Source organism: Stenotrophomonas sp. BIO128-Bstrain (assembly GCF_030128875.1).
Lineage (GTDB): Bacteria > Pseudomonadota > Gammaproteobacteria > Xanthomonadales > Xanthomonadaceae > Stenotrophomonas > Stenotrophomonas bentonitica_A.
Genome location: NZ_CP124620.1, coordinates 1,967,702 through 1,993,392, shown reverse-complemented (window position 1 = coordinate 1,993,392; position 25,691 = coordinate 1,967,702). Strand labels below are relative to the sequence as shown.

The following is a 25,691-nucleotide window of genomic DNA, read 5'->3' as shown; positions in this document are numbered from 1 at the left end:
TTCGGCGCTCTTTTCATTTCTGGACGCACGCTTTGTCGTCTCGTCTTATCGAGTCGGCACAGGCATGCTGCCGTTCAAGGCTGGAATCCTTGAGAACACGTCAGCCATGAAATCCATGAACACGATGGCCCGCGTCGGAAGCAGCCTGTTGGCGACGTAGACCATCTGCACCGGGACAGGGGGAGCCGTATGGTTGCTGAGAATGAACTGCAATCTGCCGCTGTTCAGTCCGTCCTGAAAGAGCCACGCAGGTCCATGTGCCACACCCAGGCCCGCTGCGACCGCTGCACTCACGGCGTCGGGCGAGTTGACCCTGAGCCTGCCGCTGATCGGAATTTCCGCGTCCCGGAATCGCCAGGTCGCCCCGGACGACAGCAAGGTGTAGATGATGCAATCGTGGTCGCGTAGATCATCTGGGGTCTGCGGAACTCCACGTTTGGCCAAGTAGTCCTTGCTGGCGACGAAGACCCGCTCATACCATCCAAGAGGCCGCGCGCGCAGGGCGCTGTCCTCCAGCTGTCCTATGCGGATCGCGAGTTCGGTGCCTTCATTGACCAGGTCTACGTATCGATCGTTGAGTTGGAGATCCAAGTTCAATTGAGGGTAGCGCTCCAGAAAGGCCGGCACGTGCGGCAGCACAAACGCATGTGCGAGAGCTGTAGGACAGGCTACGCGCAAGAGCCCTGATGGGTCGACGTTGCTCCTGAAGGACGATTCGGATTCATCCACCGCATCCAGGATGCGCCGGATGTCCGCGTAGTAGCGTTCGCCCTCCGGCGTCAAGGACAACTTCCGCGTAGACCGGTGTAGCAAGCGCGTCTGCAGATGATCCTCCAGAGCTGCTACATAGCGGCTCACATTGGGCTGCCCCAACCCTAGATCCCGCCCTGCTGCCGAAAAGCTCCCGGTTTCCACAGCACGCGCAAAGCATGTCATCAAAAGAAATCGGTCCACGGAGCCGCCTCTATTCATGCCTGATCTGCATGAATTATATGCGAACAGACAGTCTTATCTGCTGTGGGGCATGAGCGCATATTTCTCCATGTCGACCACGGTGGTCGTCATTCACCGGAGAATTCAAATGGCGCGCTTGCAAGGTAAACGTACTCTCATTACTGGCGGCACCAGTGGCATCGGGCTGGAAACGGCAAAGCAGTTCCTTGCGGAGGGCGCTCGCGTGATCGTAACGGGCGTCAACCCCGATTCGATTGCAAGGGCCCAGGCCGAACTGGGCCCGGAAGTGCCGGTGCTGCGCGCCGACTCGGCCAGCGTTGCTGCACAAAGGGAGCTGGCACAAGCCATCAAGGAACACTACGGCCAACTCGACGTTGCCTTCCTCAATGCCGGCGTATCCATCTGGCGGCCCATTGAGGAATGGACGGAAGACATGTTCGTCCGCATTTTCGACATCAACGTCAAAGGGCCGTACTTCCTGATGCAGGCGCTTTTGCCGGTCTTCGCAAATCCTGCTTCCGTCGTGTTGACCACTTCCGTCAGCGCGCATGCAGGCGCAGATCGCTCGTCGGTGTATGCCGCAACGAAGGCCGCATTGCTGAACATGTCGAAGACGCTCTCGACCGAACTGCTGGGCCGCGGCATCCGTGTCAACGCAGTGAGCCCTGGCCCCGTCGAGACTCCGCTTTACGACAAGGCCGGTATTCCGGAAGCGCATCGCGAGCAGGTTAACAAAGCGATCGCGGCAACCATTCCGCTTGGCCGCTTCGGTACCTCCGACGAGGTGGCCAAAGCAGTGCTGTATCTGGCATCCGACGAGTCGCGCTGGACGGTCGGCTCTGAAATCGTACTTGACGGCGGCCGCCTGTTGAACGGCTAAGCGCGCGGGATCATGGGTTCAAGAGGGGAGGGCAGGCGATTTCGAAGGTCTCAGTGAAGTGAGGATAGGAGGAAGACCGCTGCGCTTGTCTGCGCTATCCCAGAAGGTGATTGACGATGGTGTTGCCAGAGTCGTCGCCCTGCAAATCTCTCCATCTTCCGCACCAGACAAAGCTCTTGTCGGATGACGGTAAAAGCGACGGTAAGGGCCCCTGTCGATCATCGAAAATCCCTTTAGCCACGCGGGCTTGCGAGACCTGCTGATGATGGAGTGGGAATGAGTCCGGTTCCGGCGTTGGCTGGTATCCAGATGTCCTGACCTACAAGGAAGCCCGCAGAAATGCGGGCTTTTTCGTTACTTTCTGTTTACATGACATGCAAGAGCACTGCAGTCGGCATTCCGCTCCGCTGCGTTTCCGCCTCACGTCAGTGGGGGTCCTGGCGCATCAGCGCGATCACGTCCCCAGCGGCCCGTCGCACCGGTTTTCTGCGCAGCCACACCAGATGCACCGGCATCGTGACGCCGTTGGCCAGGTTGTCGAACGCGAGCACCCTCACGCGACCAGCAGCAACGGCGACCTCAACAACATCCATAGGCAGGTTGGCCCAGCCGGCGCCGCGCGCCACCAGGCCCAACGCCGCTTCAACCGAGTCCACGTGCCATCGGGCATCGGAGACCAGCAGCCGCCGGTCTGCGACACCGTCGCCGGGTCCAGCGATGACGATCTGGCGGCTGCCGCTGAGATCCTCCAGGCGCCGCAGGTCTGCCGGGAGGCCGGGCGTATCCGCCGTGGCCGAAGCGACGGCGACGAAAAGCATGTCGGCGACATGGGTAAAGGCTTCTTCCCGATCCACCTCTGTCGAGACGGGCAGCAGGGCCAGGTCGGCCAGTTCCTGGTGCAGCCTCTCCCGGACCTGGTCCTGGGGCTGTCGCAGCAGGTTCACCCGCAGCAGCGGGTACCGGAAGCCTACCTGCGCCAGTGCCTCCAGCATCGCCTGGTCTGGAACACCGGCGGCGACGGCCACCGTCAGGGTGCTCTCCAGATCCTGCGACAGCTCCACGGCATGGATCTGCAGCAACCGCAGCCTGCTGGCGACGGAACGTGCGTGGGGCACCAGGGCCAGCGCTTGTGCGGTCGGCAACGCCTCGCGGCGCGAGCGGTCGAACAGGGGATAGCCCAATCCGGCCTCGATGTTGGCGATGCCCATGCTCACGGCTGACGGCACCCGGCGCAACGCGCGGGCCGCGCCGGAGAAAGAGCCGTGGTCGACCACCGCGAGGAAGAGATCGATGTCTTCGCTGGACAGGGACATGTATCTGTCAGTGCTTCTGAAAGGAGATGACTTTTTCAATCAACCTTTCTGAATATAGCATCCACACCCTTCGCCAGTGACCAAGCAGGAGGATGTGATGCAGGGAGTAAAACGCAAGGTGATTTACGTCGGGGGCTATGAGCTTCTTGGACTGGTGGTGGGAACGATGGTCATGACCGTGCTGACGGGCAAGTCACCGGCGACGACAGGGCTGCTGGCGCTGATGATCACGGGGATCGCCACGGTATGGAACGTGAGCTTCAACTACCTGTTCGAGGCATGGGAGCGACGGCAACGCGACCGGACGCGCACGGTAGGCCGACGCGTCCTGCATGCCGTAGCGTTCCAGCTCACCCTGGTGTGTTTTCTGGTCCCGCTCATCGCGTGGTGGCTGGGCATTACGCTGATCCAGGCATTTGTCCTGGACCTGGTGTTCATCGTCTACATCCCTTTCTATACGTTTGCATACAACTGGGCGTTCGACCGGTGCTTCGGCGTTCCCAGCTCCGCGGTGAATCACGAGGGGAATCCGCATCTTGGCTGATCAGAAAATTGTTTGACAGATCGGAAATTGCTTTGTAATCCTGTGAAGGTCATCCTTGCTGGATTGCCCCTGTGCTCGTTATCCCGCTCTTCTGCAGCCTGGCGAATGACCTGGATCACAGGGGGCGCGCATGAGCGCGCTCCGGTCATCCCGCGGCGCCGCACGGTACGCGCTGCCACTGCTGCTGCTCAGCATCGTCATCGCCGCATGGTCCGCCTGGAGCGCACAGAAAACCCCGCAGCCGCAGCCCGCCAGCATCGCCACGGCTGAGTTCTCGGCCGCACGCGCGATGCAGTACCTGAGCTGGATCGCGGCCGAACCGCATCCCACCGGCTCAGCGGCTGCGGAAAGGGTTCGCGACCAACTGGTAAACCACCTGCAGCAGGCTGGACTCCAGGTATCCGTGCAGCGTGGTCAGGCGGCTGCCGAGTACGGCAAGGGCGACGGACGTGGCGTGCGAGCGGCCAATGTCGAGAACGTGGTCGCGGTACTGCCGGGCCACGATCGCAGTCTGCCGGCGGTGCTGCTGATGGCGCACTACGACACCGTCCCCCATTCGCCCGGCGCGGCCGACGATGGCCTTGGCGTGGCGGTGATGCTGGAGATATCCCGTGCGCTGCAGAGCGACGTGCGGCAGCGTGACGTGGTGTTCCTGTTCACCGATGCGGAGGAGGCCGGCCTGCTCGGCGCACGTGCGTTCTTCGCGTCGCATCCGCTGGCGTCGCGCATCGGCACCGTCATCAATCTGGAGGCGCGCGGCAGCAGTGGCCGTGCGGTGCTGTTCGAAACCGGGCCGGGCAATGCGGCGCTGCTGGGCACGTTCGCCAAACTCGCGCCGCAGCCGCTGGGCAATTCGCTGACCGGCTTCGTCTACCGCTACATGCCCAACGGCACCGACTTCACGGTGCCGGCGCAGAAAGGTATTCCCGGGCTCAATTTCGCGATCATCGGCAGCCAGATCGACTACCACGCCGCGACCGCGAGCGTGGCGAACCTCGACCCGGGCAGCGTGCAGCACATGGGCGCGCAGGTGCTGCCTATGGTGCGCCAGCTGGCGACCTCGGCGACGCTGCCGACCTCCACCCAAGATGCGATCTACAGCGATCTTCCCGGCGGCTGGATGATCAACGTGCCGACGTGGTCCGGCTGGTGCGTGCTGGCGTTCGGATTGCTGGTCATTGTCGTGGTCGCACGCCGTGCCACGTTCAACCAGGATGGCTGGCGCGGCTTAGTCAGTGGCGTAGCGTGGTGGCCGCTGGCGCTGCTGTCCGTCGCGCTGGCCGTACGTGTGTCGTACCGGTTGCTGGGCGGCGGCGATGCCACGCTGGTGAACAACCGGGATCTGCTGGCGGCCTTCTCCACGCTGGCGGCAGGCGAGGGTCTGTTGGCAATCGGCGTGGTGCTGGCGTTGGGCGCACTGCTGGCCTGCAAGGCGGCACGCAAACCGGCTGCCGCGCTGGCGCTGGTGGCCGGTGCGTGCGCTTCGCTGCGGGGTGGGGTGGATGTGATCGGGCTGCTGCTGGGCGTGCTGGTGGCGCTGCTGGCCTGGACCAGCGCGGGGACCGCTGCGCGCGGTGAAAGCGTGCGATTGGGTGCCTTGCTGGTGGCCTGGATCATCGGCGCGGTGGTGCAGGTGCTCGCGCCGGAGCTGGCGCCATTGCTGCTGTGGCCGCTGCTGGCGGTGGCCGCGGTGGCCTGGCTGCTGCCGGCGCACGCGCCGCTGACCGCGCTGCGTGTGATTGCTGCGGCGGTGATCACCGCATTCGCGTTGGCCCATGTCTTCCACTTCGCGCTGCAGCTGTTCGAGGCCATCGGCTTCGGAACGCCGGAAGTGTTGGCATTGCCGTTCGCGTGGCTGGCTGTACTGCTCCTGCCGTGGGTACGTGTGGCCGAGGGTGGGCGCGGCTTGGTGATCGCTGCGCTGGTGACGCTGCTGGCGGCTGCGGGTCTGCTGGCTGCCGCGTCGTTGACCCAGGCGGACCGCACGCGCTACCCCGAACTGTCCCAGGTGCTGTTCGTCGCCGATCCAGACAACCAGCACTACCACCGCGTCAGTTCACTGCCGCAGTTGTCTGACTGGAGCCGGCGTGCGTTGGGCGGCGCGCAGGCTGAGCCTGTACGCATTCCGATACCCGCGATGGATCTGACGGCTGTCTGGGCGACCAAGGCCGAGGCCATTGCGGTGCCGGGGCCGGTGCGTTTCGAGCGTTCCTACGCTGCCGATACCGGCCAGTCGATACTGCGCGTGCTGGCACCGGCAGGCACACGCGAACTCCGCGTACGGCTCAAGAGCGGGGCCGTCGTGCGCAATGTGCAGCTGCAGGGCGAGGACGCGCCACTGCTGGACGAGGCGGACCGCTGGTCGCGGTTGCGTTGGCAGGCACCGGGCCCGGACGGAATAGAGCTGCGCTGGCCGGCGGACAGTGGCCCGGTGGAGGTGCAGGCCGCGGCCGGTATCGATGGCTGGCCGACGGATGCGGCGCCCTTGCCGGCGCGGTCGCCACACATCGTGCCGTGGTCGACCTCGGACATGACCTGGATTCTTGCCGCGACGCGCGTAAGCCAGGCGGGCGGAGCGCCCCAGGACGGGCGGTAACGCGCCCGGCGGCATTGAGGGCCGGTGGCCGCCACCGCCAACAGGCACGGCCGCTCGTTGCGGCATACCGGAAGCAACACAAAGAAACGGCCCGCAGTGCGGGCCGTTTCTTTTACTGCCTGGACATCCAGCGCTGCCGATTCCTCAGCAGCGCCGTGCAGATGCCTCAGATATGCAACGCATGCCCCAACGCACGCAGCGCCGCTTCCTGCACCGCCTCACCCAACGTCGGGTGGGGATGGATCGTCCCGGCGATATCTTCCAACGTGGCACCCATCTCAATCGACTGCACGAAGGCGATCGACAGTTCCGAGACCTGCACGCCCACGGCCTGCCAGCCGAGGATGCGGTGGTCGCTGCTGCGTGCGACAACGCGCACGAAGCCATCGGAGGATTCCAGCGACATCGCACGGCCATTGGCCGCGAACGGGAACAGCGCGACCTTGGTCTCGATGCCCTGTGCCTTGGCTTCGTCCGGCGACAGCCCGACCACCACGATTTCCGGGTCGGTGAAGCACACCGCCGGAATCGCGGCCGGCACAAAGTGGCGCTTCTTGCCGCTGACGATCTCAGCCACCAGTTCGCCCTGTGCCATCGCACGGTGCGCGAGCATCGGCTCACCGGCGACATCGCCGATGGCCCACACGTTGCGCATCGAGGTCTTGCACTGGTCGTCGATCTTGATCGCCTTGCCGGTCAGATCCAGCTGCAGCGATTCCAGATTGAAGCCGTCGGTCTTCGGGCGACGGCCGACCGCGACCAGGATCTGCTCGGCGTCGAGCGCGATTTCGTTACCGTCCTTGTCACGCACGCGCAGCTGGCCGTTGTCGGCCAGGCCGAGCACGCTGTGGCCGGTCAGCAGCTTCACGCCGGATTTCTCCAGATGCGTGGCCACCGGCTTGGTCAGCTCGGCGTCGTAGGCCGGCAGGATGCGTTCCTGGGCCTCGACCACCGTCACTTCGCAGCCGAGCTTGCGGTAGACCGTGCCCAGCTCCAGGCCGATGTAACCGCCACCGACGACGATCAGCTGCTTCGGCAGTGAGGTCGGCGAGAGGGCTTCGGTGGAGGAGATGACTTTGCCACCGAACGGCAGGAACGGCAGTTCCACCGGCACCGAGCCGGTGGCCAGCAGCAGGTGCTCGCAGCTGATGCGCAGCGTGCCGCCGTCTTCGGCGGCACCGGCGATCTCGACGGTCTTGCCGTCGACGATCGTGGCCCAGCCCTTGATCAGCTGCGCGCCGTTTTTCTTCAGCAGCGCGCTGACGCCACCGGTCAGCTTCTTGACGATGCCGGCCTTCCACGCGACGGTCTTGGCCAGGTCCAGCGACGGGGCCTGCACGCTGATGCCCAGCGGCGAGGTGCCCGCCGCATACGCGGTGACCTTGGCGAATTCCTCGGCGGCATGGATCAGCGCCTTGGACGGGATGCAGCCGATGTTGAGGCAGGTGCCACCCGGATTGACGCCCTCGACCACGATGGTCTTGACGCCGAGCTGGCCGGCGCGGATGCCGGCGATGTAACCGCCGGGACCGCCGCCGATGATCAGCAGCTGGGTTTGAAGGGTATTGGACATCGCTTACTCCACGAACAGCAGGGCCGGGGTTTCCAGGCGCATACGGATCGCCTGCACGAACTCGGCCGCATCCATGCCATCGACGATGCGATGGTCGAACGAGGACGACAGATTCATCAGCTTGCGCGCCACCACCTGACCCTCGCGGAACATCGGGCGTTCGATGATGCGGTTCACACCGACGATCGCCACTTCCGGATGGTTGATGATCGGGGTCGACACCACACCGCCCACGGCACCGAGGCTGCTGATGGTGATGGTGGAGCCGGACAGCTCCTCACGGGTCGCCTTGCCGACGCGCACGGCATTGGCCAGGCGCGCGATCTCGGTGGCGGTCTGCCACAGGTCCAGCGATTCGGCATGCGCGACCACCGGCACCGACAGGCCGACCTCGCTCTGGGTCGCGATGCCCAGCTGCACGCCCTCATAGCGGGTCACGATGTTGGCCTGGTCGTCATAGCGGGCGTTCATCTGCGGGAAGTCGCGTGCGGCCAGCACCACCGCGCGTGCCAGCAGCGGCAGCAGGGTCAGCTTGCCGCGCTCCTTGGCCCAGCGCTCGTTGAGCTTGGCGCGCAGCGCTTCCACTTCCGTGACGTCGATTTCTTCCACATAGGTGATGTGCGGAATGGTCGACCACGACTGCTGCATCTTCTGCGCAATCTTGCGGCGCAGGCCCATGATCGGCACCTGCTGCTCGCCGGTGCGGCGCGCGTAGCTGCTGCCACCGGCACTGCCACCGACCGGCTGCGCCTTGCCACCGGCGGCGGCGTAGGCATCCAGGTCGGCCTGCAGGATGCGACCACCCGGGCCGGTAGCCGGCACGTAGCGCAGCTCGATCCCCAGGTCCCAGGCGCGGCGGCGCACGGCCGGCGACGCCAGCGGGGCTTCACCGGCGGTGAGCACGCCGTTGGTGACCGCGCCGCGCGCGTCCTGCTTGGCGGCAGGGGCGGGTGCGGAGGCAGCGGCAGCCTTGGCCGGCGTCGCAGCCGGTGCAGACTCGGCGGCGGCAGCAGGTGCCGCTGCCGGTGCGGCCGCCTTCGGTGCAGCAACCGGCTCGGCGGGCGCTGCGGCAGCCGGCGCACTGGCGGCGCTGGCATTGCCGGCACCTTCCACTTCCAGGCGGATCAGCTCGCTGCCGACGGCCATCATCTGGCCGGGCTTGCCGCCCAGCGAGACCACGGTACCGGCGACCGGCGAGGGGATCTCGACCATGGCCTTGTCGGTCATGACTTCGGCCACGACCTGGTCTTCGGCGACCGGGCCACCGACCTCGACCTTCCAGGTGATCAGTTCGACTTCGGCGATACCTTCACCGATGTCCGGCATCTTGATGACGTGATGTCCCATGGTTCAGTCCTCCAGCACGCGCTGCATTGCATCGATGACCCGGGACGGACCCGGGAAGTAGTCCCATTCCTGCGCGTGCGGATACGGGGTGTCCCAGCCGGTAACGCGTTCCACCGGGGCCTGCAGGTGGTAGAAGCAGTGCTCCTGCACCAGCGCGACCAGTTCGGCGCCGAAGCCGCAGGTGCGGGTGGCTTCGTGCAGCACGATGCAGCGGCCGGTCTTCTTGACCGAATTGACGATGGCGTCCAGGTCGAGCGGCCACAGGCTGCGCAGGTCGATCACTTCGGCATCGATCCCGGCATCTTCTGCGGCGGCCTTGGCCACCCACACGGTGGTGCCGTAGGTGATGATCGTCAGTGCCTTGCCTTCGCGGGCGATGGCGGCCTTGTCCAGCGGCACGTTGTAGTAACCCTCCGGCACCAGGTTGTCCGGGTACTTGGACCACGCGGTGACCGGGCGGTCGTGGTGACCGTCGAACGGGCCGTTGTACAGGCGCTTGGGCTCCAGGAAGATCACCGGATCGTCGTTCTCGATCGAGGCGATCAGCAGGCCCTTGGCGTCGTACGGGTTGGAGGGCATCACGGTGCGCAGGCCGGTGGCATGGGCGAAGATCGCCTCCGGGCTCTGGCTGTGGGTCTGGCCGCCGTAGATGCCACCACCGCACGGGGTGCGGAACACCAGCGAGGAGGTGAAGCTGCCGCCGGAGCGATAGCGCATGCGCGCCGCTTCGGAGACGATCTGGTCGTAGGCCGGGTAGATGTAATCGGCGAACTGGATTTCAGCGACCGGGCGCAGGCCGTAGGCGGCCATGCCGATCGCCGCGCCGGCGATGCCGTTCTCGGAAATCGGCGCATCGAACACGCGCTGCTTGCCGTACTTGGTCTGCAGGCCGTCGGTGCAGCGGAACACGCCGCCGAAGTAGCCCACGTCCTGGCCGAAGATCACCACGTTGTCGTCGCGTTCCAGCATCACGTCCATCGCCGAGCGCAGCGCCTGGATCATGGTCATCGGCGTACCGCCGGTGTTGTTCTGTTCAATCCCGCTCATGTGTTCAGACTCCCAACTGCTGACGCTGGCGACGGAGATGTTCGGGCATGTCCTTGTAGACGTCTTCGAACATGAGGGCCGCGCCGGGACGGTTGTCGCTGCCGAGCAACCCGTGGGTCTCGGCTTCCTTGAGGGCACGCAGGATCTCGGCATCCAGTTCGGCGCGGAGCGCGTCGTGCTGCTGCTCGCTCCACAGGCCACGCTTGATCAGGTGCTGCTTCAGGCGGTCGATCGGATCGCCGAGCGGGAACTGCTGCGCATCGTCGGCAGGGCGGTACTTGGAGGGATCATCCGAGGTCGAATGCGGGCCGGCGCGGTAGGTGACCCACTCGATCAGGGTCGGCCCCAGGTTGCTGCGGGCGCGTTCGGCGGCCCAGCGCGAAGCGGCGTACACGGCCAGCAGATCGTTGCCGTCCACGCGCAGCGACGGAATGCCGTAGCCCACGCCGCGCGCGGCGAAGGTGGTGTTCTCACCGCCGGCGATGGCCTGGAAGGTGGAGATCGCCCACTGGTTGTTGACCACGTTGAGCACCACCGGGGCGCGGTACACGTGCGCGAAGGTCAGCGCGGCGTGGAAATCGCCTTCGGCGGTGGCGCCATCACCGACCCATGCGGTGGCGATGCGGGTGTCGCCCTTGATCGCCGAGGCCATCGCCCAGCCCACCGCCTGGATGTACTGGGTGGTCAGGTTGCCGGAGATCGAGAAGAAGCCGTAATCCTTGTACGAATACATGATCGGCAGCTGGCGGCCCTTCAGCGGGTCGGCCGCGTTGGACAGCACCTGGCACATCATGTCCACCATCGGCACTTCCTTGGTGACCAGGATGCCCTGCTGGCGGTAGGTCGGGAACTGCATGTCGTCATCGCGCAGTGCCAGGGTCTGGCCGACGGCGATGGCTTCCTCACCCAGGCACTGGATGTAGAAGGAGGTCTTCTTCTGGCGCTGGGCGATCAGCATGCGCGCGTCATAGGCGCGCGTCTTGAGCATGGCGTGCATGGCACGCAGCAGCACGGCGTCGTCGATATCGGCGGCCCACGGGCCCACGGCGTCGCCGTTGTCATCCAGCACGCGGATCAGCTGGCTGGTCAGCGGTGCGGTCTGGCTGGCGCTCACGTCCACGGGCGGCTTGTCGACCGCGCCGGCGGGGCTCAGCTTCAGATAGGAAAAGTCGGTGGCCTCGCCGGGACGGGCGCTGGGCTCGGGCACGTGCAGACGCAACGGCTCGCTCGTGGCGGGGATCTGGGGTGATGACATGTCAGGGGCCTCGCTGGGCTTGGGTCATGGAGCTACAGGCATACCGCAGGCGGGGGGCAACGGTAATGGCGATGTTGGCGCGCCGACATCCGGTCAGGATCTCGTCGCGAAGCGGGTAAGGACCAGCGCTTGCAAGGCGGCTGGGGCCATGGCGCATTGCACCCGATGTGAAGTCTAGAGGCACAGCGGCTTATCGTAAATTTGTTTAATTGCGTATGAGGTATTGTTTATTCAGATATCTTCATTCCGCGGGAGCTCGTGCATGCAAATCCCAGCCAACATGACCCTGCGCCAGCTGCGGTACTTTGCCGAAGCTGCCGAGTTGGGGCAGTTTTCACAGGCCGCACGCAAGCTGCACGTCTCCCAGTCGGTGATCACCACGGCGGTCGCCCAGCTGGAAACCTCGCTGGGGCTGAAACTGTTCGACCGCATGCCGCACGGGGTCGGGCTGACCGCCGAGGGCCATCGGTTCCACCAGCATGTGCGGCACATCCTGGACACGCTGCAGGACGCCCTCAGCGAGCCGATGTTCCTGGCCAACACCCTGCCGGGCCGGGTCCGGATCGGCGCGTCCTACACCGTGCTGGGTTACTTCCTGCCGAGCCTGCTGGCGCGCTTCAAGCGCTCCTATCCGCAGGTGGAGGTGGATCTGGTGGATATGGACCGTGCTGCGATCGAGCAGGGCGTCGGCAGCGGTGACCTGGATTTCGGGCTGTGCATCATTTCCAACATGGCCGAGCCGTATGTGCTGCGGCGCCAGGTACTGATCCGCTCGCGCCGCCAGCTGTGGCTGTCCGAGTCGCACCCGCTGTTGCAGCTGCCGGTGATCAGCCCGGCCGACGTCGAGCCGTATCCATACATCATGCTGATGGTGGACGAAGGGCAGGAGTCGGCGATGCGCTACTGGCGCTCGGTCGGGCGCGAACCCAACGTGGTGTTCCGCACCTCGTCGCTGGAGGCGCTGCGCGGCATGGTCGCCTACGGCTTCGGGGTCAGCATCCTGTCGGACATGGTCTACCGCCCGTGGTCGCTGGAGGGGCGCCGGATCGACGTGCGCACCCTCACCGATGCGGTGCCGCCGATGGAAGTCGGCCTGGTCTGGCGCCCGGACGAAGACCTGTCCGCGCCGGCACGCGCACTGCATCAGTTCCTGGTCTTTGCCTGTGGCGGGTGAGCGCCGAGCGCATCGACCAGCGCAGGCCGCGGATCGGGCAGCTCACCGACGGGCGCGGTGAAGGCCTGCCCACGGCGCGTCCAGATCTGCCACGCCGAGTACGCCAGCAGCGGCACCACGTAGGTGGCCAGGATCGCATACGCCAGCAGACGGTAGCCCTTCGCGATCAGCGCGACCAGTCCGATGCCATCGGCCAGGAACACGGCCATCAGCAGGATGGCGGCAATGATCGCCACCCGCATGCCGCGGCCCGGGGCGGCGCCGGTGCGTTCCTTCCAGTTGACGCTGATGCGGCCGTCCACCGAGGCCATCAGCGTGACCCCGGTTTCGACCAGCGCGACCATGATCATCAGCCGGAACAGCCACTGGAACCACGGCAGGCCCAGCTGGCCGAGCATCAGGTCCGAGGGCAGGGGGGCGTCGGCGATGTCCGGCAGGAACGCGATCATGCAGATGTAGAACACGATCGCCGGCAGGATCGCCAACGGGCCGGCCAGGGCGCCGGCGATCACCGCATCGCGCCGGCACAGCAGGTGGCGCACCACCAGCAGGATCGAGACCGCCGCGAACATGTTGTAGCCGGCGTAGGTCACGCCGTTGAGCACCCAGTCCTGGCCGAGCTCATGGGTGTTGGACAGCTGCGCCATCGCGCCGCCGCCGAAGCGATAGAGGATCAGGCACGCGGCAATGGCGTAGACCAGGTACATGAAGGCCGACATCAGCTTGAACATGCGTTCGACGGCGTTGGTCCCGGCCTGCACTACGCCGGTGATGATCGCCACCAGCACCAGCGTGCCGACGATCCGTGGCCAACCGAACATGGTCGCGGCGAGTTCGCCGGCGGCCGCGCCGAACACCGCCAGCACCACCACGATCAGCGCCAGGTAGGCCACTTCGAAGGTCCACCAGCCACGGCCCAGCAGATGCCGGAAGAAGGTGCGGTAATCGTTGGCCCGGATCGCCCGGGCCAACAGGAACGTCAGGATGCAGATCACGCTCCAGATCAGCATCGACAACACCATCGCGGCCAGGCCGCCCCAGGGGCCCGATGGCAGGAAAAACTCCGCCAGCTCACGGCCGGTGGCGTATCCGCCGCCGATCACGGCGGACTTGAACGCCAGGCCGGGCAACAGATACCGCTGGAACCGGCTGGCGGCGGCGGTCACTTGCGCGCGGCCGTCGGCTGCAGCAGGTAGAAGTCGCGCACGGTGCGGGCGATCTCGGCGATCACACGCTCACGTTCGCTGCGTGGGGCATTGCTGGCTTTGACGAACACGGAGATCGCGAACTGGCTGCCATCGGGCAGGGTGACCACGCCGACATCATTGACGGTGCCGGCCACGGTACCGCTCTTGTCGGCCACCTTGGTGCCCGGCGGCAGGCTGCCACGCAGGCGCGCGCTGCAGGTCCGGCAACGTTCCATGATCTGCACCAGCACCTCGGTGCTGGCCGGGCTCAGCGCCTTGCCGGTGAACAGTCTGGTCAACAGGGTCGACATCGCGCGCGGGGTGGAGGTGTCGCGCGGGTCCTTGTCGAAGGCTTCATTGCCGGCTTTCGTGCGCTTGACCACCTCCGGATCGAGGGTCAGTTCGGCGACGCGTTCCTTGGTCAACGGCTCATCGCCGAGGCCGAAGATATCGCTCAGCAGCTGCCGGGTGTTGCGATCCAGGCGCTGGCCTTCGATGCCCTGCGCGCGCAGCCAGGCGGTGACCGCGGCCGGTCCGCCGGCCTGCGCCACCAGCACGTCGGTGGCGGTGTTGTCGCTCTGGGTCAGCATGACCTCCAGCAGGTTGTGCACCGACAGGCTCACACCGTCATGGATGAAGCGGTCCGCGATGACTTCCGAATCGACATAGAACGATTTCGGCACCGGCACCATCGTGGTCAACGCCAGTTCGCCGGCATCCACCTTGGTCAGGATCACCGCCGCGACCGCCACTTTGAACGTGCTGGCCATCGGGAACCCTTCATCGGGATTCAGATGGACCTGCTCGCCCTTGCCATCCAGTCGCCACGCCGAGACACCGACCTTGCCGTCGATCAGGGTGGCCAGCCGCGCGACCTCGGTTTCCACCGGGCTGGTCTTGCCGGCGCTGAACGCGGCGAGCGGGCTCAGGCCCAGCAACGCCGCCACGCACAGGCTCAAGGTACGGGATGTCATCTTCATGCGATGCAGGCCTCCAGCAGGCGGTTGAATTCCCCATCTTGCCGCATCGGATCGGCCACCGGCAGACCAAGACGCGCGCTGACTTCGGCGCAGGCGGCCGCTGCCGCGGCGTCGGTCATGCCATGGGTATTGAGACTGACGCCGACGCAGCGGATATCCGGATTGGTCCGGCGCCCCAGTTGCACGGTCAGCGCGATCACTTCCTCGATGGAGGGCAGCGGGTAGTCCGGATAGCCGAGCACGTGCTTGCGCCCCGGCTGGTGGCAGACCACGAACACATCGGGCTGGCTGCCGTGCAGCAGGCCGAGGCTGACACCGGCGTAGGCAGGATGGAACAGCGAGCCCTGGCCTTCGATGACATCCCAGTGATCGTCGGCCGCGTTCGGGCTGAGCAGTTCGGCGGCGCCGGCGGAGAAGTCGGCCACCACCGCGTCCATCGGAATGCCGCTGCCGGCGATCAGGATGCCGGTCTGGCCGCTGGCGCGGAAGTCGGCATCCACGCCGAGGCCACGCAGGCCACGCGCCAGTGCCAGGGCGGTGTACTTCTTGCCCAGCGCGCAGTCGGTGCCGACGGTCAGCACGCGCTTGCCGGTGCGCTTGCGGCCGTTGCCGACCGGAATGCCACGCGGCGGCACGCGCACGTTGATCAGTTCGCGCCCGTGGCGTTCGGCTGCGGCCGCCAGTTCCGGAATGTCACCCAGCTTCTGGTGCATGCCGCTGACCAGGTCCAGACCGTTTTCCAACGCATCGACCAGGGCCGGCAGCCACTGCGGCGGAATCACGCCACCGCCGTTGGCCACGCCGATCACCATCGCACGTGCACCGGCCGCGCGCGCCTGTGCCGGCGTCATGCTCGGCAGGCCGGTGCTGATCGGGCAGCCCGGCAGGCTCCACTCGGCCACGCACACTTCCGGGGCCCAGTCGTGCAGGCCGATCGCGGTCTTGGCGAAGCCGGCTTCGGTGGTGTCGCCCAGGAACAGCAGGTACGGCTGGGGGAGGGCGGCAAGGGCCTGCACGGCGGCAGTGGGCGTCGAGCTCATGGCGGATCCAGTGGTCGGGGGAGAGAAGAGAGCAGGGGAAGCATTCACGAGGGGCTCGCTGTTGTTTGACCTGGTTGGATCTGTATAAGTCCTAATCAGAGAATATGCAACCTAATTAGGATTATTCCATTTCTCTTCCGACGGGTGGTCCGGCGGCAGCTCGGGGCGCCGCCATGGCAGGTGGCTGGACTCAGTAGCGATAGTCGATGGACATGCCGATCGTGCGCGGCTGCAGCGGTACGCCGGTCACCGCGACATAGCGGTTGAGCGCGTCGCGCACCGAGCCGGTGGAGACGTACGCGCGCTCGTCGGTGGCGTTGCGCGCATACAGGCGGACCGTCCACGTCATGTTGGTCAGCTCGGCATGCAGGTCCAGCGCGTTGTAGCTGTCGATGTCGTACGCCCCGGCCACGCGCTCGCCGGTAACCCGATAGCCGGCACCGACCCGGCCCCGCCACTGGTCGCTCACATCGACGTCGTAGTCGATCGTGCCCGACCAGCTCAGCCGCGGCGTCATCGGCATGCGGCTGCCCGAGACCAGGCCGCTGGAGGGCGGTACGTCGCCGATCGTCGAATCGATGTAGGCCGCATTGAGGCCGAGTGTGAGGCGCTCGGCCGGCCGCATCATCAGGCTCAGTTCCGCACCCTGGCTGCGCGCGCTGCCGGCGTTGCCCATCCAGCTCAGGCCGTTCTCGGAGACGCGCACCTGGATGTCGTCCCAGTCGATCCGGAACAGCGCCAGGTCGATCATCGCGCGGCGGTCCCAGAAGTGCGATTTGAAGCCGAGCTCCAGGTTGTCCAGGGTGTCGGCCTTGGTCATCGGCACCACGCCGGAGGTCGATACGTTCGGTCCGCCCGGGCGGTAGCCGGTGGCGTAGCGCGCGTAGATCATCGCGCTGTCGTTGAGGTGCCAGCGCGAGGCCAGCTTCCACGTGGTCACGCTGTCATCGGCGGAGTCGGCCAGATCGATCGGCCGCGGGCCGTACAGCAGGCCGGTGCTGTGCTGCTCGAAATCCTGCTGGTTGCGCGCATGCCGCACACCGGCGGAGACATCGAAGCGCGGGCTGAACTTGTAGGTGACGTCGGCGAAGATCGCCTGCTCGTCATAGGTGCCGGGCAGGCTGGCGGTGCCGGGATTGAACGGCAGCGGGATGCCGTTGGCATCGTAGGCGCTCACCTGCTGGCGGTTGGCGTTCTTCTCGCCGGTGAAGAAAGTGCCCAGCAACCATTCAAAGCGCTCACTCTCCTTGGAGCTGAGGCGGAATTCCTGGGTCCATTTGCGGGTGCCAAGGAACACATCGAACTGCGCCTGGCCGGCCGGGTACGGGGTCAGCAGCGGCCATGCCACGCCATAGACCAGCGTGGAGTCCTGCACCTCATCCATGCGGGTTTCGGAGAAGCTGGTCGCGGAGACGAAATCAACGTTGCCCAGGTCCCAATCCAGGATCGCCGAGTAGTAGTCGGTCTCCATCCGGTACGGGGTCGCGCGCTGCAGGATACCTTCGAGCGGGCCGCGGATCGGTTCCAGCGTGGGATAGGTCAGGCCCACCGCGCTGGAGTTGTCGGCATCCACGATCTGCGACAACGCCTGCACGCGCAGGTTGGCGGTGTCGCTGATGCGCCAGGTCAGCGCCAGGCGGGAGGCCAGCTGGTAGTAGCCGTTGCTGTCCTTGGCGTCGTCGCCGGTGAGGTCGGGCTGGTCCACATAGCCGGGCGTGCCCTGGCGCGACAGGCTGGCACGCAGCCCCAGCTTGCCTTCGATCAGCGGCACGTTGAACGAGGTGCGCACGCCGGTGCCCACGTCGCCCGCTTCCTTGGTGGCGTTGACGTCCATGCCGGCGCGGAACTCGAAGCCATCCGGATCGGCGGCCTTGGTGATGTACTTGAACAGGCCACCCATCGAGCTGGCGCCATACAGCGTGCCCTGCGGGCCGCGCAGCACTTCCACGCTCTGGATGTCATACGGCAGCAGATCCAGCGCGTAGGTGGTCGCGCGCTGCTTGTTGCTGCTGGGGCCGATCGGGGTGTCATCGATGTAGGTCCCGATGATCGAGCCGCCGCCGAGCGGCGCGACACCGCGCAGCGCCATCGTGGTCTGGCCCGGCGCGCCGCCACTGTCGACCTGGAAGCCGGGCACGTAGGCGGCGAAGTCGTTCAAGCGGGTCGCACCGAACGCTTCCAAGCGTTCTTCACTGATCACGCTGACGCCGGCCGCCACCTCCATGACGTTCTCGCTGCGCTTCTGCGCGGTGGCCACCACGCGATCCAGTTCGACGACATCGGGCGTGCTGCGGCTGCCATCGGCGTCCGCATCCTGGGCCATCGCCGTGGTGGCAAGGCCCATGCAGCACAGGGTGACGGTGGAGGCGAGGATCGAGCGGTTGATCGGCTTGCGCATGTGGCGGTCTCTCCGGAATCAGGGACGGGGTCAGGCAGAAAACACGGTCGCCAGCCACGGCTGATACAGCCGCGTGGCGTCAGTCCGCAGGGGATTGGGTGGGGGCTGCGGTGCTGGCCAGCAGTGGCCGTGCTCGACGCTCCAGGCGCAGCAGCAGGACCGCAACGAACATGCAGGTGCCCGCCATCAGCGCGAAAAACACCGTGCTGGAAAGCGTCGACCACAGCGTGCCGACCGCGCCGGCCAGCAGGTTGCCGCCAAACGAGGCCAGGAACCAGAACGCGATGATGGTGGCACCGAAGCCCACCGGCGCCAGGCGGGCGAACAGGCCCAGCCCCACCGGCAGGATGAAGAGCTCGCCGAAGGTGAAGATCGCGAAGAACAGCGCGGCCCACAGCCAGCCGACCTTGGCCGACGGTTCACCGCCGAGCACCGCCACCAGCGCGAACGACAGCCCGACCACCGCGGCACCGATGGCCATCTTGGTCAGTGCGGCCGGCTCGCGGCCATCGCGTGCCTGGCGCGTCCAGCGCCGTACCAGCAGTGGCGTGATCAGGAACACCAGCAGCGGGTTGAGCGAGAAGAACCAGGTCATCGGCAGGGTGAAGTCTGCGGTGAGCACGCGGTCCACCCCGGTGTCGAGCCAGATCGCGATCGTGTTGCCGATCTGCTCGTAGGCCAGGCGGAAGATCACGATCAACCCGGCGATCATCGTCATCAGCTGCAGCAAGGGCCGGTAGGCCGGCTGCCACAGCGCCGAGAACGGCAGCGTGGCGCGCTCGCTGCGCGGCGGGTCCGGTGGCAGGTGGCGGCGGCCGGTGATGTAGATCACCAGGCCGAGCAGCATGCCGATGCCGGCGGCGGAGAAGCCCACGTGCCAGCCATACACCTCGCCCAGCGTGCCGCAGACCAGCGGCGCCAGGAACGCGCCGAGGTTGATGCCCACGTAGTACACGTTGAACGCCGAGCCACGGCGCGGGTCATCGCGCGCGTACAGATCGCCGACCTGGCCGGGCAGGGTGGGCAGGAACAGCCCGTTGCCCAGGATGATCGCCAGCAGCGCTGGATACAGCAGTGCATCGAAGGCCATCAGGAAATGGCCGAACGCCATGATCGCCCCGCCCAGGATCACCGCGCGCCGTTTGCCCAGCCAGCGATCGGCGAGCATGCCGCCGAACACCGGGCTGAGGTAGGCCAGCGCGGTGTACAGGCCATAGACCAGTGAGGCCTGTTCCTGCGAAAACAGCAGCTGCTTGGTCATGTAATAGACCAGCAGGGCCCGCATGCCGTAGTAGGAGAATTTCTCCCACATCTCGGTGAGGAACAGGATGGTCAGGCCTGGCGGTTGCCCGAACCAGGCCTTGCGCGGTACTTGGAGGCTCATCGGGCGGGGCGTCCGGCGGTCAGAGCTGCAGGCCGGTACTGATCAGGCGCTGGGTGATGGCGACGAACGCGACCACCAGCCCTGCCAGTGCGACCACCCAGGCGCCGTAGCGACGCCCGCGCGGCCAGCTGGCCGGCGCGCGGACCGCCACCCAGACCAGTGCGATGGCGGCGATGACGCTGAGCCACGACAACGCCTGCACCAGGATCAACGGCCCGTTGGTGTACGAGGAGATCGCGCCCGGGCCAGCGATCGATTTCACGTACAGCGCCCAGGCGATCACGGTGCCCAGCTGCGTGGTGAGCGCCAGCGTCTGCAACCAGCGCAGGCCACGGCCTTCGACCGGCGCGATGGCGCGGTAGTAACGGCGCACGAACACGCCGCCGATGCGCAGGACGGCCGACAGCGTCAGCAAACCCAGTGCGACGAACAGTGCAGGGCGCAGCCACGCCGGCGAACGCCAGCCCGGAATTGGCTCGAAGCCGAACACCGAGGCGAACGGACCGCCGGAGAAATACACCGGGCGGCCGTCCTTGACCTTCACTTCCAGCAGGCCACGCCCGTTTTCCTGCTGCCACAGCCAGGGTGACACCTCGCGCCAGCGCAGCAACTGGCCGTTCAGGCCCTTCTGGCCGTCAACGGTGATCGTGCCGTCTTCCTGCGGGTGCACGCGGGTCGGTGCGAACAGCGACAGCATGCGCAGATAGGAACTGTCCGAACGGCGCGTGCTCTGCCAGTTCACCCCGGCCAGTGCAGCGGCATGCTCGCGGGCAGTGGCGGCATCCACGCCCGGGCCGGCGCGTTCGATCGGCAGGGTCGGCAGGAAGTTCTCGACGAAGCGCTCCCACACCTGGGCGCGCAGTGCCGAGCCGGCGGCATCACGGCCCACGCTGTTGGTGGAAACGAACACGCCGATGTTGCGTTCCGGAATCATCCACAGCCACGAGTAGAAGAACAGCATCGTGCCGCCGTGCGAGCGGGTGTCATAGCCGCCGGTGTCCGAGGCCATCCAGCCCAGGGTCATGCGCGGCAGGTGCGGCAGGATCGCGGCCTGCGGGGTCAGCATCTGTGCGTTGGTCTCGGCCCGCATGATGCGCTGGCCGTCGAGTTCGCCGTGGTTGAGCGTGGCCATCATGAAACGTGACATCGCCGAACCGGAGGCGTACAGACCGCCCACGCCCGGCGCGGTGTTCTTCTCGGCCGGGTAGGTTTTGCCCGAACCCAGCAGATACCCCTTGGCGGCGTGCGGCAGCAGCTCGGCCGGCAGTTTCTGTTCGAAGCTGGCGTACTGCATGTCCAGCGGCTGCAGGATGTGCTGCCTGGCGTAATCCTCGAAGCGCTGGCCGCTGACGCGCTCGACGATGTACGAGGCGATACCCGTGGCGTAGTTCGAGTACGCCGGCGTGGTGCCGGGTGCGGAGATCTGGTTGGGCACCCAGTCCTTGAGGTAGTTGTCGCGGTTGGCCGGATGGTCCGGACCCAGCACGATCAGGTAGCGCATGCGCTCTTCCAGACCGCTGGTGTGGGTCATGATCTGGCGCAGCGTGATCGGCTCGCCCTTGGCCGGGACCTTGATGTCCAGGTAGGTGTTGATGTCGGCATCCAGGTCCAGTTTGCCCTGTTCAACCAGCTGCATCACCGAGGTCCAGACGAACAGCTTGGAGATCGAGCCCGGGCGGAACAACGTGGTTTTGGGATCCACCGGCGTGCGCTTCTCGACATCGGAGAAACCGAAGCCGCGCTCGGTGACGACCCTGCCGTTCTCGACCACGGTGACCACGGCGCCGGCGAGGTCGCCCTGGGCCATCAGGTAGGGCACCAGGCCATCGAGGAAGGTATCGACCCGGGCCGCATCCAGCGTGCCGGTCGGCGCCGACGCGGGCGTGATGGTGTCAGGCGATTCGGTGGTCGCGGGCACCGGTGCAGCAGCAGGCGTCGGCGCCTGCGCATGCAGCGGCGAGAACGCTGCGGTCGATGCCAGCAGCATGCCGGAGATCAACGTGCGCCACTGGGTCGCGCGCGGACGATGCGATGTCGTGTTCATGCGTGCACTCCCTTGCCCCATACGGCGTCGTCGCAGTGCACCAGGCCCTCGTCGTAGCGCAGGCCCGGCACCCGGTCATCGCTCAGGAACAACGGGCCATCCAGATCGACCACGTCGCAGTGCTGGCCCACGATGAAGGCCGGGCCCATCGCCCAGCTGCTGCCGATCATGTTCCCGACCATCACCTGCATGCCCAGGGCGCGCGCCTTGCCGACCATCGCCAGGCCTTCGGTCAGCCCGCCGGCCTTGTCGAGCTTGATGTTGATCACGTCGAACAGACCCGCCAGTGCCTCGATCTCCGCTGCGTCCTGCACGCTCTCATCGGCCGCGAACGGCAGCGGCCGTGCAAAGCCCTTGAGTTCGGCCTCGCGCCCGCGCTGCAGCGGCTGTTCCAGCAGCTTGATGTCGCTCTCCAGCAGCACCGGGATCAGGGCATCGAGCGCATCCACGGTATAGCCCTGGTTGGCATCCACGCCCATCCAGACATCCGGGCGCACCTTGCGCACCGCGCGCACGCGTTCGACATCGATATCCAGGTCGCCGCTGAGCTTGAGCTTGAGCGCCTTGGCGGGTGCATAGCGGCCGGTGGCGATCGATTGCATCGTCGCCGGATCATCGGCGCCGAGGGTCCACGTGGTCAGCAATGGACGCGTCTGCGAAAGACCGGCCAGGGCCCAGGCAGGCTTGCCGGTGCGGCTCGCTTCCAGGTCCCACAGTGCGCAGTCCAGTGCATTGCGCGCGCCGCCGCGCGGCAGCAGCTGCTGCAGCTCGGCACGGGTGATGCCGGCTTCGATCCGCGCACGCAGCAGCTCCAGCGTGGCCAGCATCTGCTCGGGGGTGTCATCGAAGTAGTACACGCCGCTGGCTTCGCCACGGCCGCGATGGCCGCCGTCTTCCAGTTCCACGCGCAGTACCGGCGCGTGCTCGAACACGTAGCCGCTGATCCGGAACGGGGCCAGCAACGCAAGCGAGTCGATCTGCAGGGTCAATTTCACAGGATGTCTCCAGCCCCGTGGTCGGGGCTACGGGTCAGTAGTTGAGTGCGAAGTCGGCCAGGCCCATCAGGACCAGGGCATAGGCGAGCACGCAGGCCGAGATCAGCAGCAGCACCGCCCACAGGCGCGCCAGCCAGCCGCGTCCGGCGCGGAAGGTCTGCACCAGGTTCCAGGCGGTGGATCCGATCCCGCCGATGATCGCGATCACCGAAGCGATGCCGAGCCCGATCACCGCCGGATCGAGACGATCATCCAGGCGCGCGAAATCCGCCGAGGCCCAGGCCATTACCGCCATCGCCACGGCGGGTACCAGCAGCATGAACCAGCACGCTGCGCGGCTGAGGCGGTAGGCCAGCAGCGTCCTGCGCGGCCAGCCCAGCCCGCGGCCGTGGCGACGCCGCACCCACGCGGCGATCGGCCATGCCAGCGCGGAGAGCGCCAACACCGCGACGGCCGCGGTCAGCACCGGCTTGAGCCACACCGCGGAGCGATAGCCTTCCGCGCGCAGGAATACGTTGAACGGGGAGGACGAGTCCACCGCGAAGCCGACCGGCTTGCCGTCCTTGAGGATGGCGGCAAGGCGCAGCTCGCTGTTGTTCGCCTGCCACAGCCACGGTGCGATCGGCTTGAAGGTGGTGGGCTGGCCATTTGGCTGCTTCATGCGCGGCAGGCGCAGGCTGCCATCGTCGAGGGCCTCCAGGCGCGTCTGGGTAAGGATGCCGGTACGGCCGATACCGGTTTCGGCGCGGCGTGAATCGAGGTAGCTCGGCCCGGCCAGCTGGTGCGCCTGGTCCTTGGCGAGCGCGGCGTCGACCACCGGTGCCGCGACCACGGCGGGCGCCGGGAAGTACCGATCGGCGAAGTTCTCCAGCAGCTCCCGCCGGATCTGGCCGGTGATGCCATTGGCGCCGGCGCTGTTGAGGGTGATGAACAGGCCGACATCGTGGTCGCGGAACAGGAACAGCTGCGAGTGGAACGAGTACGTGTCGCCCGCATGGGAGACCACGCGCTGGCCGTTGACATCGATCTCGTAGAACCCGAGCGCCATGGTGTTCAGCGGCGGTGCGAACCGCGTCTGCGGGGTCAGCATCAGCTGGCTGGTGGCCGCGTTCAGAATGGCCGTGTCGTGCCCGCCCGCCGCGTTCAGATGCGCGATCATGAAACGCGCCATGTCGCTGGCGGTGGCCGACAGCGCACCGGCCGGGGCCGATGGCGTGACTTCGAACTCGCGCGGCTTGCCCGACCCCAGTGCGTAGCCCTTGCTGACCAGCGCACGCAGCGCAGGCGGCAGCGGCTGGCGGAAGCTGGCGTGCTGCATCTGCAGCGGGGCGAAGATGTGCTGTTGGACGTACTCGGCGAACGGCTGGCCGGACACGCGCTCGACGATGTAGCCGGCCAGGCTGGTGCCGTAGTTCGAATACGCCGGCACGGTGCCCGGCGCGAATATCTGCGCCGGTATGCGGCGCTTGAGATACGGCCCCAGTTCGACGCCCCCGGCCTCGGCCACCGCCTCGGTGGTCCACATGTACTTGATGTTGGCTTCGAAGCCGCCGGTGTGCGTCATCAGCTGCCGCAGCGTGATCGGCAGGCCGCGTTCGGGCACCTTGAAATCCAGGTACCGGTTGATGTCCGCGTCCAGGTCCAGCTTGCCGGCTTCCACCAGCTGCATGACCGCGGTCCAGGTCATCAGCTTGGAGACCGATGCCATCCGGAACAGGGTGCGGTCCGGATCCACCGGGGTCTGCTTCTCCACGTCGGAGACGCCGTAACCGCGACGGACCAGGATCCGTCCGTCCTTGACCACCGTCACCGCGGCACCGGCGATATCGCCACGCGCGATGGCATAGGGCACGAAGCCGTCCAGCCAGGTGGTCGCATCATCGGCAGTCAGCCCGGGAACGGAATCCACGCCGGGCGCGGGGGCGTCCTGGGGTGGGGAGGGTGGCCGCTGTGCCTCGGCCTGGAACGACAGCAACAGCCCACAACACAACGCGACAAGTCCTGACAACGCACGCATGTGACGATCCCCTCTGGAACTGGAAGACGCGGCACCCCGGAGCGAATCATCGGAGGGCCAAAAACCATCTCAATCAGACAACAATATTCCTGATTAGAGAATTGTCAAATGCGCGTGATCGTCGCCGGATCACGCGCGATGGGGCAAATGTGACGTGTGGGTGTCCTGAACGCGCTATTCCGCGGCAATTGGGAACGTTTTCAGGGCAGTGGAGGCGGCGATCGGAGACGAACGCGACAAGAAACCATCCTGATCAGGATGGCATTCATCTCTACGTAGTATCGTATCCACAACTTCACCAGCAATAGCCCAAAGGTCCTGTCGATGAGCCCGAAAAGCCCGACGCTCGGAACCCTGCTGCGCGGCCTGCGCACGCGCCAGGGGTGGACGCTCAAGGAAATGAGCGAACACACCGAAATCCCCCTGTCCACGTTGTCGAAGATCGAACACGACCGCCTGACGTTGACCTACGACAAGCTGCAGCATCTGGCGCAGCGTTTGAACCTGCGCATGTCCGAGCTGTTCTCCGAGCCGGATTCTGACAGCGCGCCCAAGCCGGTCACCGCCCGCCGCAGCCTCGGCTCGCTGGACAAGGCGCTGCGCGTGCAGACCGACAACTACGATTACTACTATCTGTGCACGGAACTGCGCCGCAAGCGGATGATCCCGATCCTCACCAAGGTGCGCGCCAAGACCACGGCCGAGTTCGGCGAACTGGTCCGGCACCCGGGCGAGGAGTACGTGCACGTGATGGAAGGCCGCATCCAGGTCCACACCGAGTTCTACGATCCGGTGGTGCTGGAGACCGGGCAGGGCATCTACATCGACAGCCAGATGGGCCACGCCTACATCGTTGATACCGGCTGCGAGGAAGCGGTGCTGCTGGCCGTCTGTGCCAGCGCGGATGAGGATCTGATGGAATCGCTGATCACCCTGCATGAGCAGGAGGGCGGGGTCTGACCC

General features: G+C 66.2%; 19 protein-coding genes. 5 read left to right on the top strand and 14 right to left on the bottom strand.

Annotation, left to right across the window (positions count from 1 at the left end):
• Nucleotides 1-45: 45 nt before the first annotated feature.
• A complete protein-coding gene (locus POS15_RS08865; protein WP_284129630.1) occupies nt 46-936 on the bottom strand; it encodes a LysR family transcriptional regulator in 891 nt (296 codons plus the stop codon).
• 145 nt (nt 937-1,081) lie between these two features.
• Here POS15_RS08865 and POS15_RS08860 point away from each other — a divergent pair, with 145 nt between their 5' ends.
• Nucleotides 1,082-1,834, top strand: a complete 753-nt coding sequence (locus tag POS15_RS08860) for an SDR family oxidoreductase (RefSeq protein ID WP_345782497.1) — start codon at nt 1,082-1,084, stop codon at nt 1,832-1,834.
• A gap of 425 nt (nt 1,835-2,259) precedes the next feature.
• On the opposite strand, the gene POS15_RS08855 is transcribed toward POS15_RS08860, so the two are convergent.
• Nucleotides 2,260-3,147, bottom strand: coding sequence for a LysR family transcriptional regulator (locus POS15_RS08855; RefSeq protein ID WP_284129512.1), 888 nt, complete (start codon nt 3,145-3,147; stop codon nt 2,260-2,262).
• Between the two features lie 97 nt (nt 3,148-3,244).
• On the opposite strand from POS15_RS08855, the gene POS15_RS08850 reads away from it, so the two are divergent.
• Nucleotides 3,245-3,691, top strand: coding sequence for a PACE efflux transporter (locus tag POS15_RS08850; RefSeq protein WP_284129511.1), 447 nt, complete (start codon nt 3,245-3,247; stop codon nt 3,689-3,691).
• 130 nt (nt 3,692-3,821) lie between these two features.
• Nucleotides 3,822-6,287, top strand: a complete 2,466-nt coding sequence (locus tag POS15_RS08845; RefSeq protein ID WP_284129509.1) for a M20/M25/M40 family metallo-hydrolase — start codon at nt 3,822-3,824, stop codon at nt 6,285-6,287.
• Nucleotides 6,288-6,453: 166 nt separating this feature from the next.
• On the opposite strand, the gene lpdA is transcribed toward POS15_RS08845, so the two are convergent.
• From lpdA to POS15_RS08825, 4 genes are read right to left on the bottom strand one after another with little or no spacing between them, the layout of a single operon-like run.
• Entirely contained in the window at nt 6,454-7,860 is a 1,407-nt protein-coding gene (gene lpdA, locus POS15_RS08840) for a dihydrolipoyl dehydrogenase (RefSeq protein WP_284129507.1), read from the bottom strand.
• Between the two features lie 3 nt (nt 7,861-7,863).
• A complete protein-coding gene (locus POS15_RS08835; RefSeq protein ID WP_284129506.1) occupies nt 7,864-9,207 on the bottom strand; it encodes a dihydrolipoamide acetyltransferase family protein in 1,344 nt (447 codons plus the stop codon).
• Nucleotides 9,208-9,210: 3 nt separating this feature from the next.
• Nucleotides 9,211-10,254, bottom strand: a complete 1,044-nt coding sequence (locus POS15_RS08830; protein ID WP_102788363.1) for an alpha-ketoacid dehydrogenase subunit beta — start codon at nt 10,252-10,254, stop codon at nt 9,211-9,213.
• A 4-nt stretch (nt 10,255-10,258) separates the two neighbouring features.
• The gene (locus tag POS15_RS08825) at nt 10,259-11,509 is read right to left on the bottom strand and encodes a 3-methyl-2-oxobutanoate dehydrogenase (2-methylpropanoyl-transferring) subunit alpha (RefSeq protein WP_102788364.1); all 1,251 of its coding nucleotides are present in this window, start codon (nt 11,507-11,509) and stop codon (nt 10,259-10,261) included.
• 262 nt (nt 11,510-11,771) lie between these two features.
• Between POS15_RS08825 and POS15_RS08820 the strand changes: the two genes are divergently transcribed.
• Nucleotides 11,772-12,683, top strand: coding sequence for a LysR substrate-binding domain-containing protein (locus tag POS15_RS08820; protein ID WP_046273747.1), 912 nt, complete (start codon nt 11,772-11,774; stop codon nt 12,681-12,683).
• Here POS15_RS08820 and POS15_RS08815 read toward each other — a convergent pair.
• The 8 genes from POS15_RS08815 to POS15_RS08780 all read right to left on the bottom strand — a co-directional run bounded on the left by POS15_RS08815 (nt 12,653) and on the right by POS15_RS08780 (nt 24,620).
• Nucleotides 12,653-13,849, bottom strand: coding sequence for a hypothetical protein (locus POS15_RS08815; RefSeq protein ID WP_284129505.1), 1,197 nt, complete (start codon nt 13,847-13,849; stop codon nt 12,653-12,655). The two genes, POS15_RS08820 and POS15_RS08815, sit on opposite strands and share 31 nt — an antisense overlap.
• The gene (bla, locus tag POS15_RS08810; RefSeq protein WP_019183071.1) at nt 13,846-14,850 is read right to left on the bottom strand and encodes a class A beta-lactamase; all 1,005 of its coding nucleotides are present in this window, start codon (nt 14,848-14,850) and stop codon (nt 13,846-13,848) included. Before bla ends, POS15_RS08815 begins: the two co-directional genes overlap by 4 nt.
• Nucleotides 14,847-15,890, bottom strand: coding sequence for a DUF1611 domain-containing protein (locus POS15_RS08805; protein ID WP_266084559.1), 1,044 nt, complete (start codon nt 15,888-15,890; stop codon nt 14,847-14,849). The genes bla and POS15_RS08805 overlap by 4 nt, the downstream gene beginning before the upstream one ends.
• A 190-nt stretch (nt 15,891-16,080) precedes the next feature.
• Nucleotides 16,081-18,288: a TonB-dependent receptor gene (locus POS15_RS08800; RefSeq protein ID WP_284129504.1), complete on the bottom strand. Its 2,208-nt coding sequence runs from the start codon at nt 18,286-18,288 to the stop codon at nt 16,081-16,083.
• A gap of 79 nt (nt 18,289-18,367) precedes the next feature.
• Nucleotides 18,368-19,672, bottom strand: a complete 1,305-nt coding sequence (locus POS15_RS08795; RefSeq protein WP_284129502.1) for a peptide MFS transporter — start codon at nt 19,670-19,672, stop codon at nt 18,368-18,370.
• A 19-nt stretch (nt 19,673-19,691) separates the two neighbouring features.
• Nucleotides 19,692-21,716 (bottom strand): serine hydrolase domain-containing protein, encoded by a 2,025-nt coding sequence (locus POS15_RS08790; protein ID WP_284129501.1) that lies wholly within the window; start codon nt 21,714-21,716, stop codon nt 19,692-19,694.
• Nucleotides 21,713-22,711 (bottom strand): dipeptide epimerase, encoded by a 999-nt coding sequence (locus tag POS15_RS08785; protein ID WP_284129500.1) that lies wholly within the window; start codon nt 22,709-22,711, stop codon nt 21,713-21,715. The genes POS15_RS08790 and POS15_RS08785 overlap by 4 nt, the downstream gene beginning before the upstream one ends.
• 34 nt (nt 22,712-22,745) lie before the next feature.
• A complete protein-coding gene (locus tag POS15_RS08780) occupies nt 22,746-24,620 on the bottom strand; it encodes a serine hydrolase domain-containing protein (protein ID WP_284129498.1) in 1,875 nt (624 codons plus the stop codon).
• 432 nt (nt 24,621-25,052) lie between these two features.
• Between POS15_RS08780 and POS15_RS08775 the strand changes: the two genes are divergently transcribed.
• A complete protein-coding gene (locus POS15_RS08775) occupies nt 25,053-25,688 on the top strand; it encodes a helix-turn-helix domain-containing protein (protein WP_019183064.1) in 636 nt (211 codons plus the stop codon).
• The last annotated feature ends 3 nt before the right edge of the window (nt 25,689-25,691 follow it).

Excerpts from the sequence above, each read along its gene's own strand:
- POS15_RS08805 (WP_266084559.1), bottom strand. The coding sequence starts at position 15,890 with ATGAGCTCGACGCCCACTGCCGCCGTGCAGGCCCTTGCCGCCCTCCCC.
- POS15_RS08855 (WP_284129512.1), bottom strand. The coding sequence starts at position 3,147 with ATGTCCCTGTCCAGCGAAGACATCGATCTCTTCCTCGCGGTGGTCGAC.
- POS15_RS08860 (WP_345782497.1), top strand. The coding sequence starts at position 1,082 with ATGGCGCGCTTGCAAGGTAAACGTACTCTCATTACTGGCGGCACCAGT.
- lpdA (WP_284129507.1), bottom strand. The coding sequence starts at position 7,860 with ATGTCCAATACCCTTCAAACCCAGCTGCTGATCATCGGCGGCGGTCCC.
- POS15_RS08825 (WP_102788364.1), bottom strand. The coding sequence starts at position 11,509 with ATGTCATCACCCCAGATCCCCGCCACGAGCGAGCCGTTGCGTCTGCAC.
- POS15_RS08800 (WP_284129504.1), bottom strand. The coding sequence starts at position 18,288 with ATGCGCAAGCCGATCAACCGCTCGATCCTCGCCTCCACCGTCACCCTG.
- bla (WP_019183071.1), bottom strand. The coding sequence starts at position 14,850 with ATGAAGATGACATCCCGTACCTTGAGCCTGTGCGTGGCGGCGTTGCTG.
- POS15_RS08865 (WP_284129630.1), bottom strand. The coding sequence starts at position 936 with ATGACATGCTTTGCGCGTGCTGTGGAAACCGGGAGCTTTTCGGCAGCA.
- POS15_RS08835 (WP_284129506.1), bottom strand. The coding sequence starts at position 9,207 with ATGGGACATCACGTCATCAAGATGCCGGACATCGGTGAAGGTATCGCC.
- POS15_RS08795 (WP_284129502.1), bottom strand. The coding sequence starts at position 19,672 with ATGAGCCTCCAAGTACCGCGCAAGGCCTGGTTCGGGCAACCGCCAGGC.
- POS15_RS08845 (WP_284129509.1), top strand. The coding sequence starts at position 3,822 with ATGAGCGCGCTCCGGTCATCCCGCGGCGCCGCACGGTACGCGCTGCCA.
- POS15_RS08830 (WP_102788363.1), bottom strand. The coding sequence starts at position 10,254 with ATGAGCGGGATTGAACAGAACAACACCGGCGGTACGCCGATGACCATG.
- POS15_RS08820 (WP_046273747.1), top strand. The coding sequence starts at position 11,772 with ATGCAAATCCCAGCCAACATGACCCTGCGCCAGCTGCGGTACTTTGCC.
- POS15_RS08790 (WP_284129501.1), bottom strand. The coding sequence starts at position 21,716 with ATGAACACGACATCGCATCGTCCGCGCGCGACCCAGTGGCGCACGTTG.
- POS15_RS08850 (WP_284129511.1), top strand. The coding sequence starts at position 3,245 with ATGCAGGGAGTAAAACGCAAGGTGATTTACGTCGGGGGCTATGAGCTT.
- POS15_RS08775 (WP_019183064.1), top strand. The coding sequence starts at position 25,053 with ATGAGCCCGAAAAGCCCGACGCTCGGAACCCTGCTGCGCGGCCTGCGC.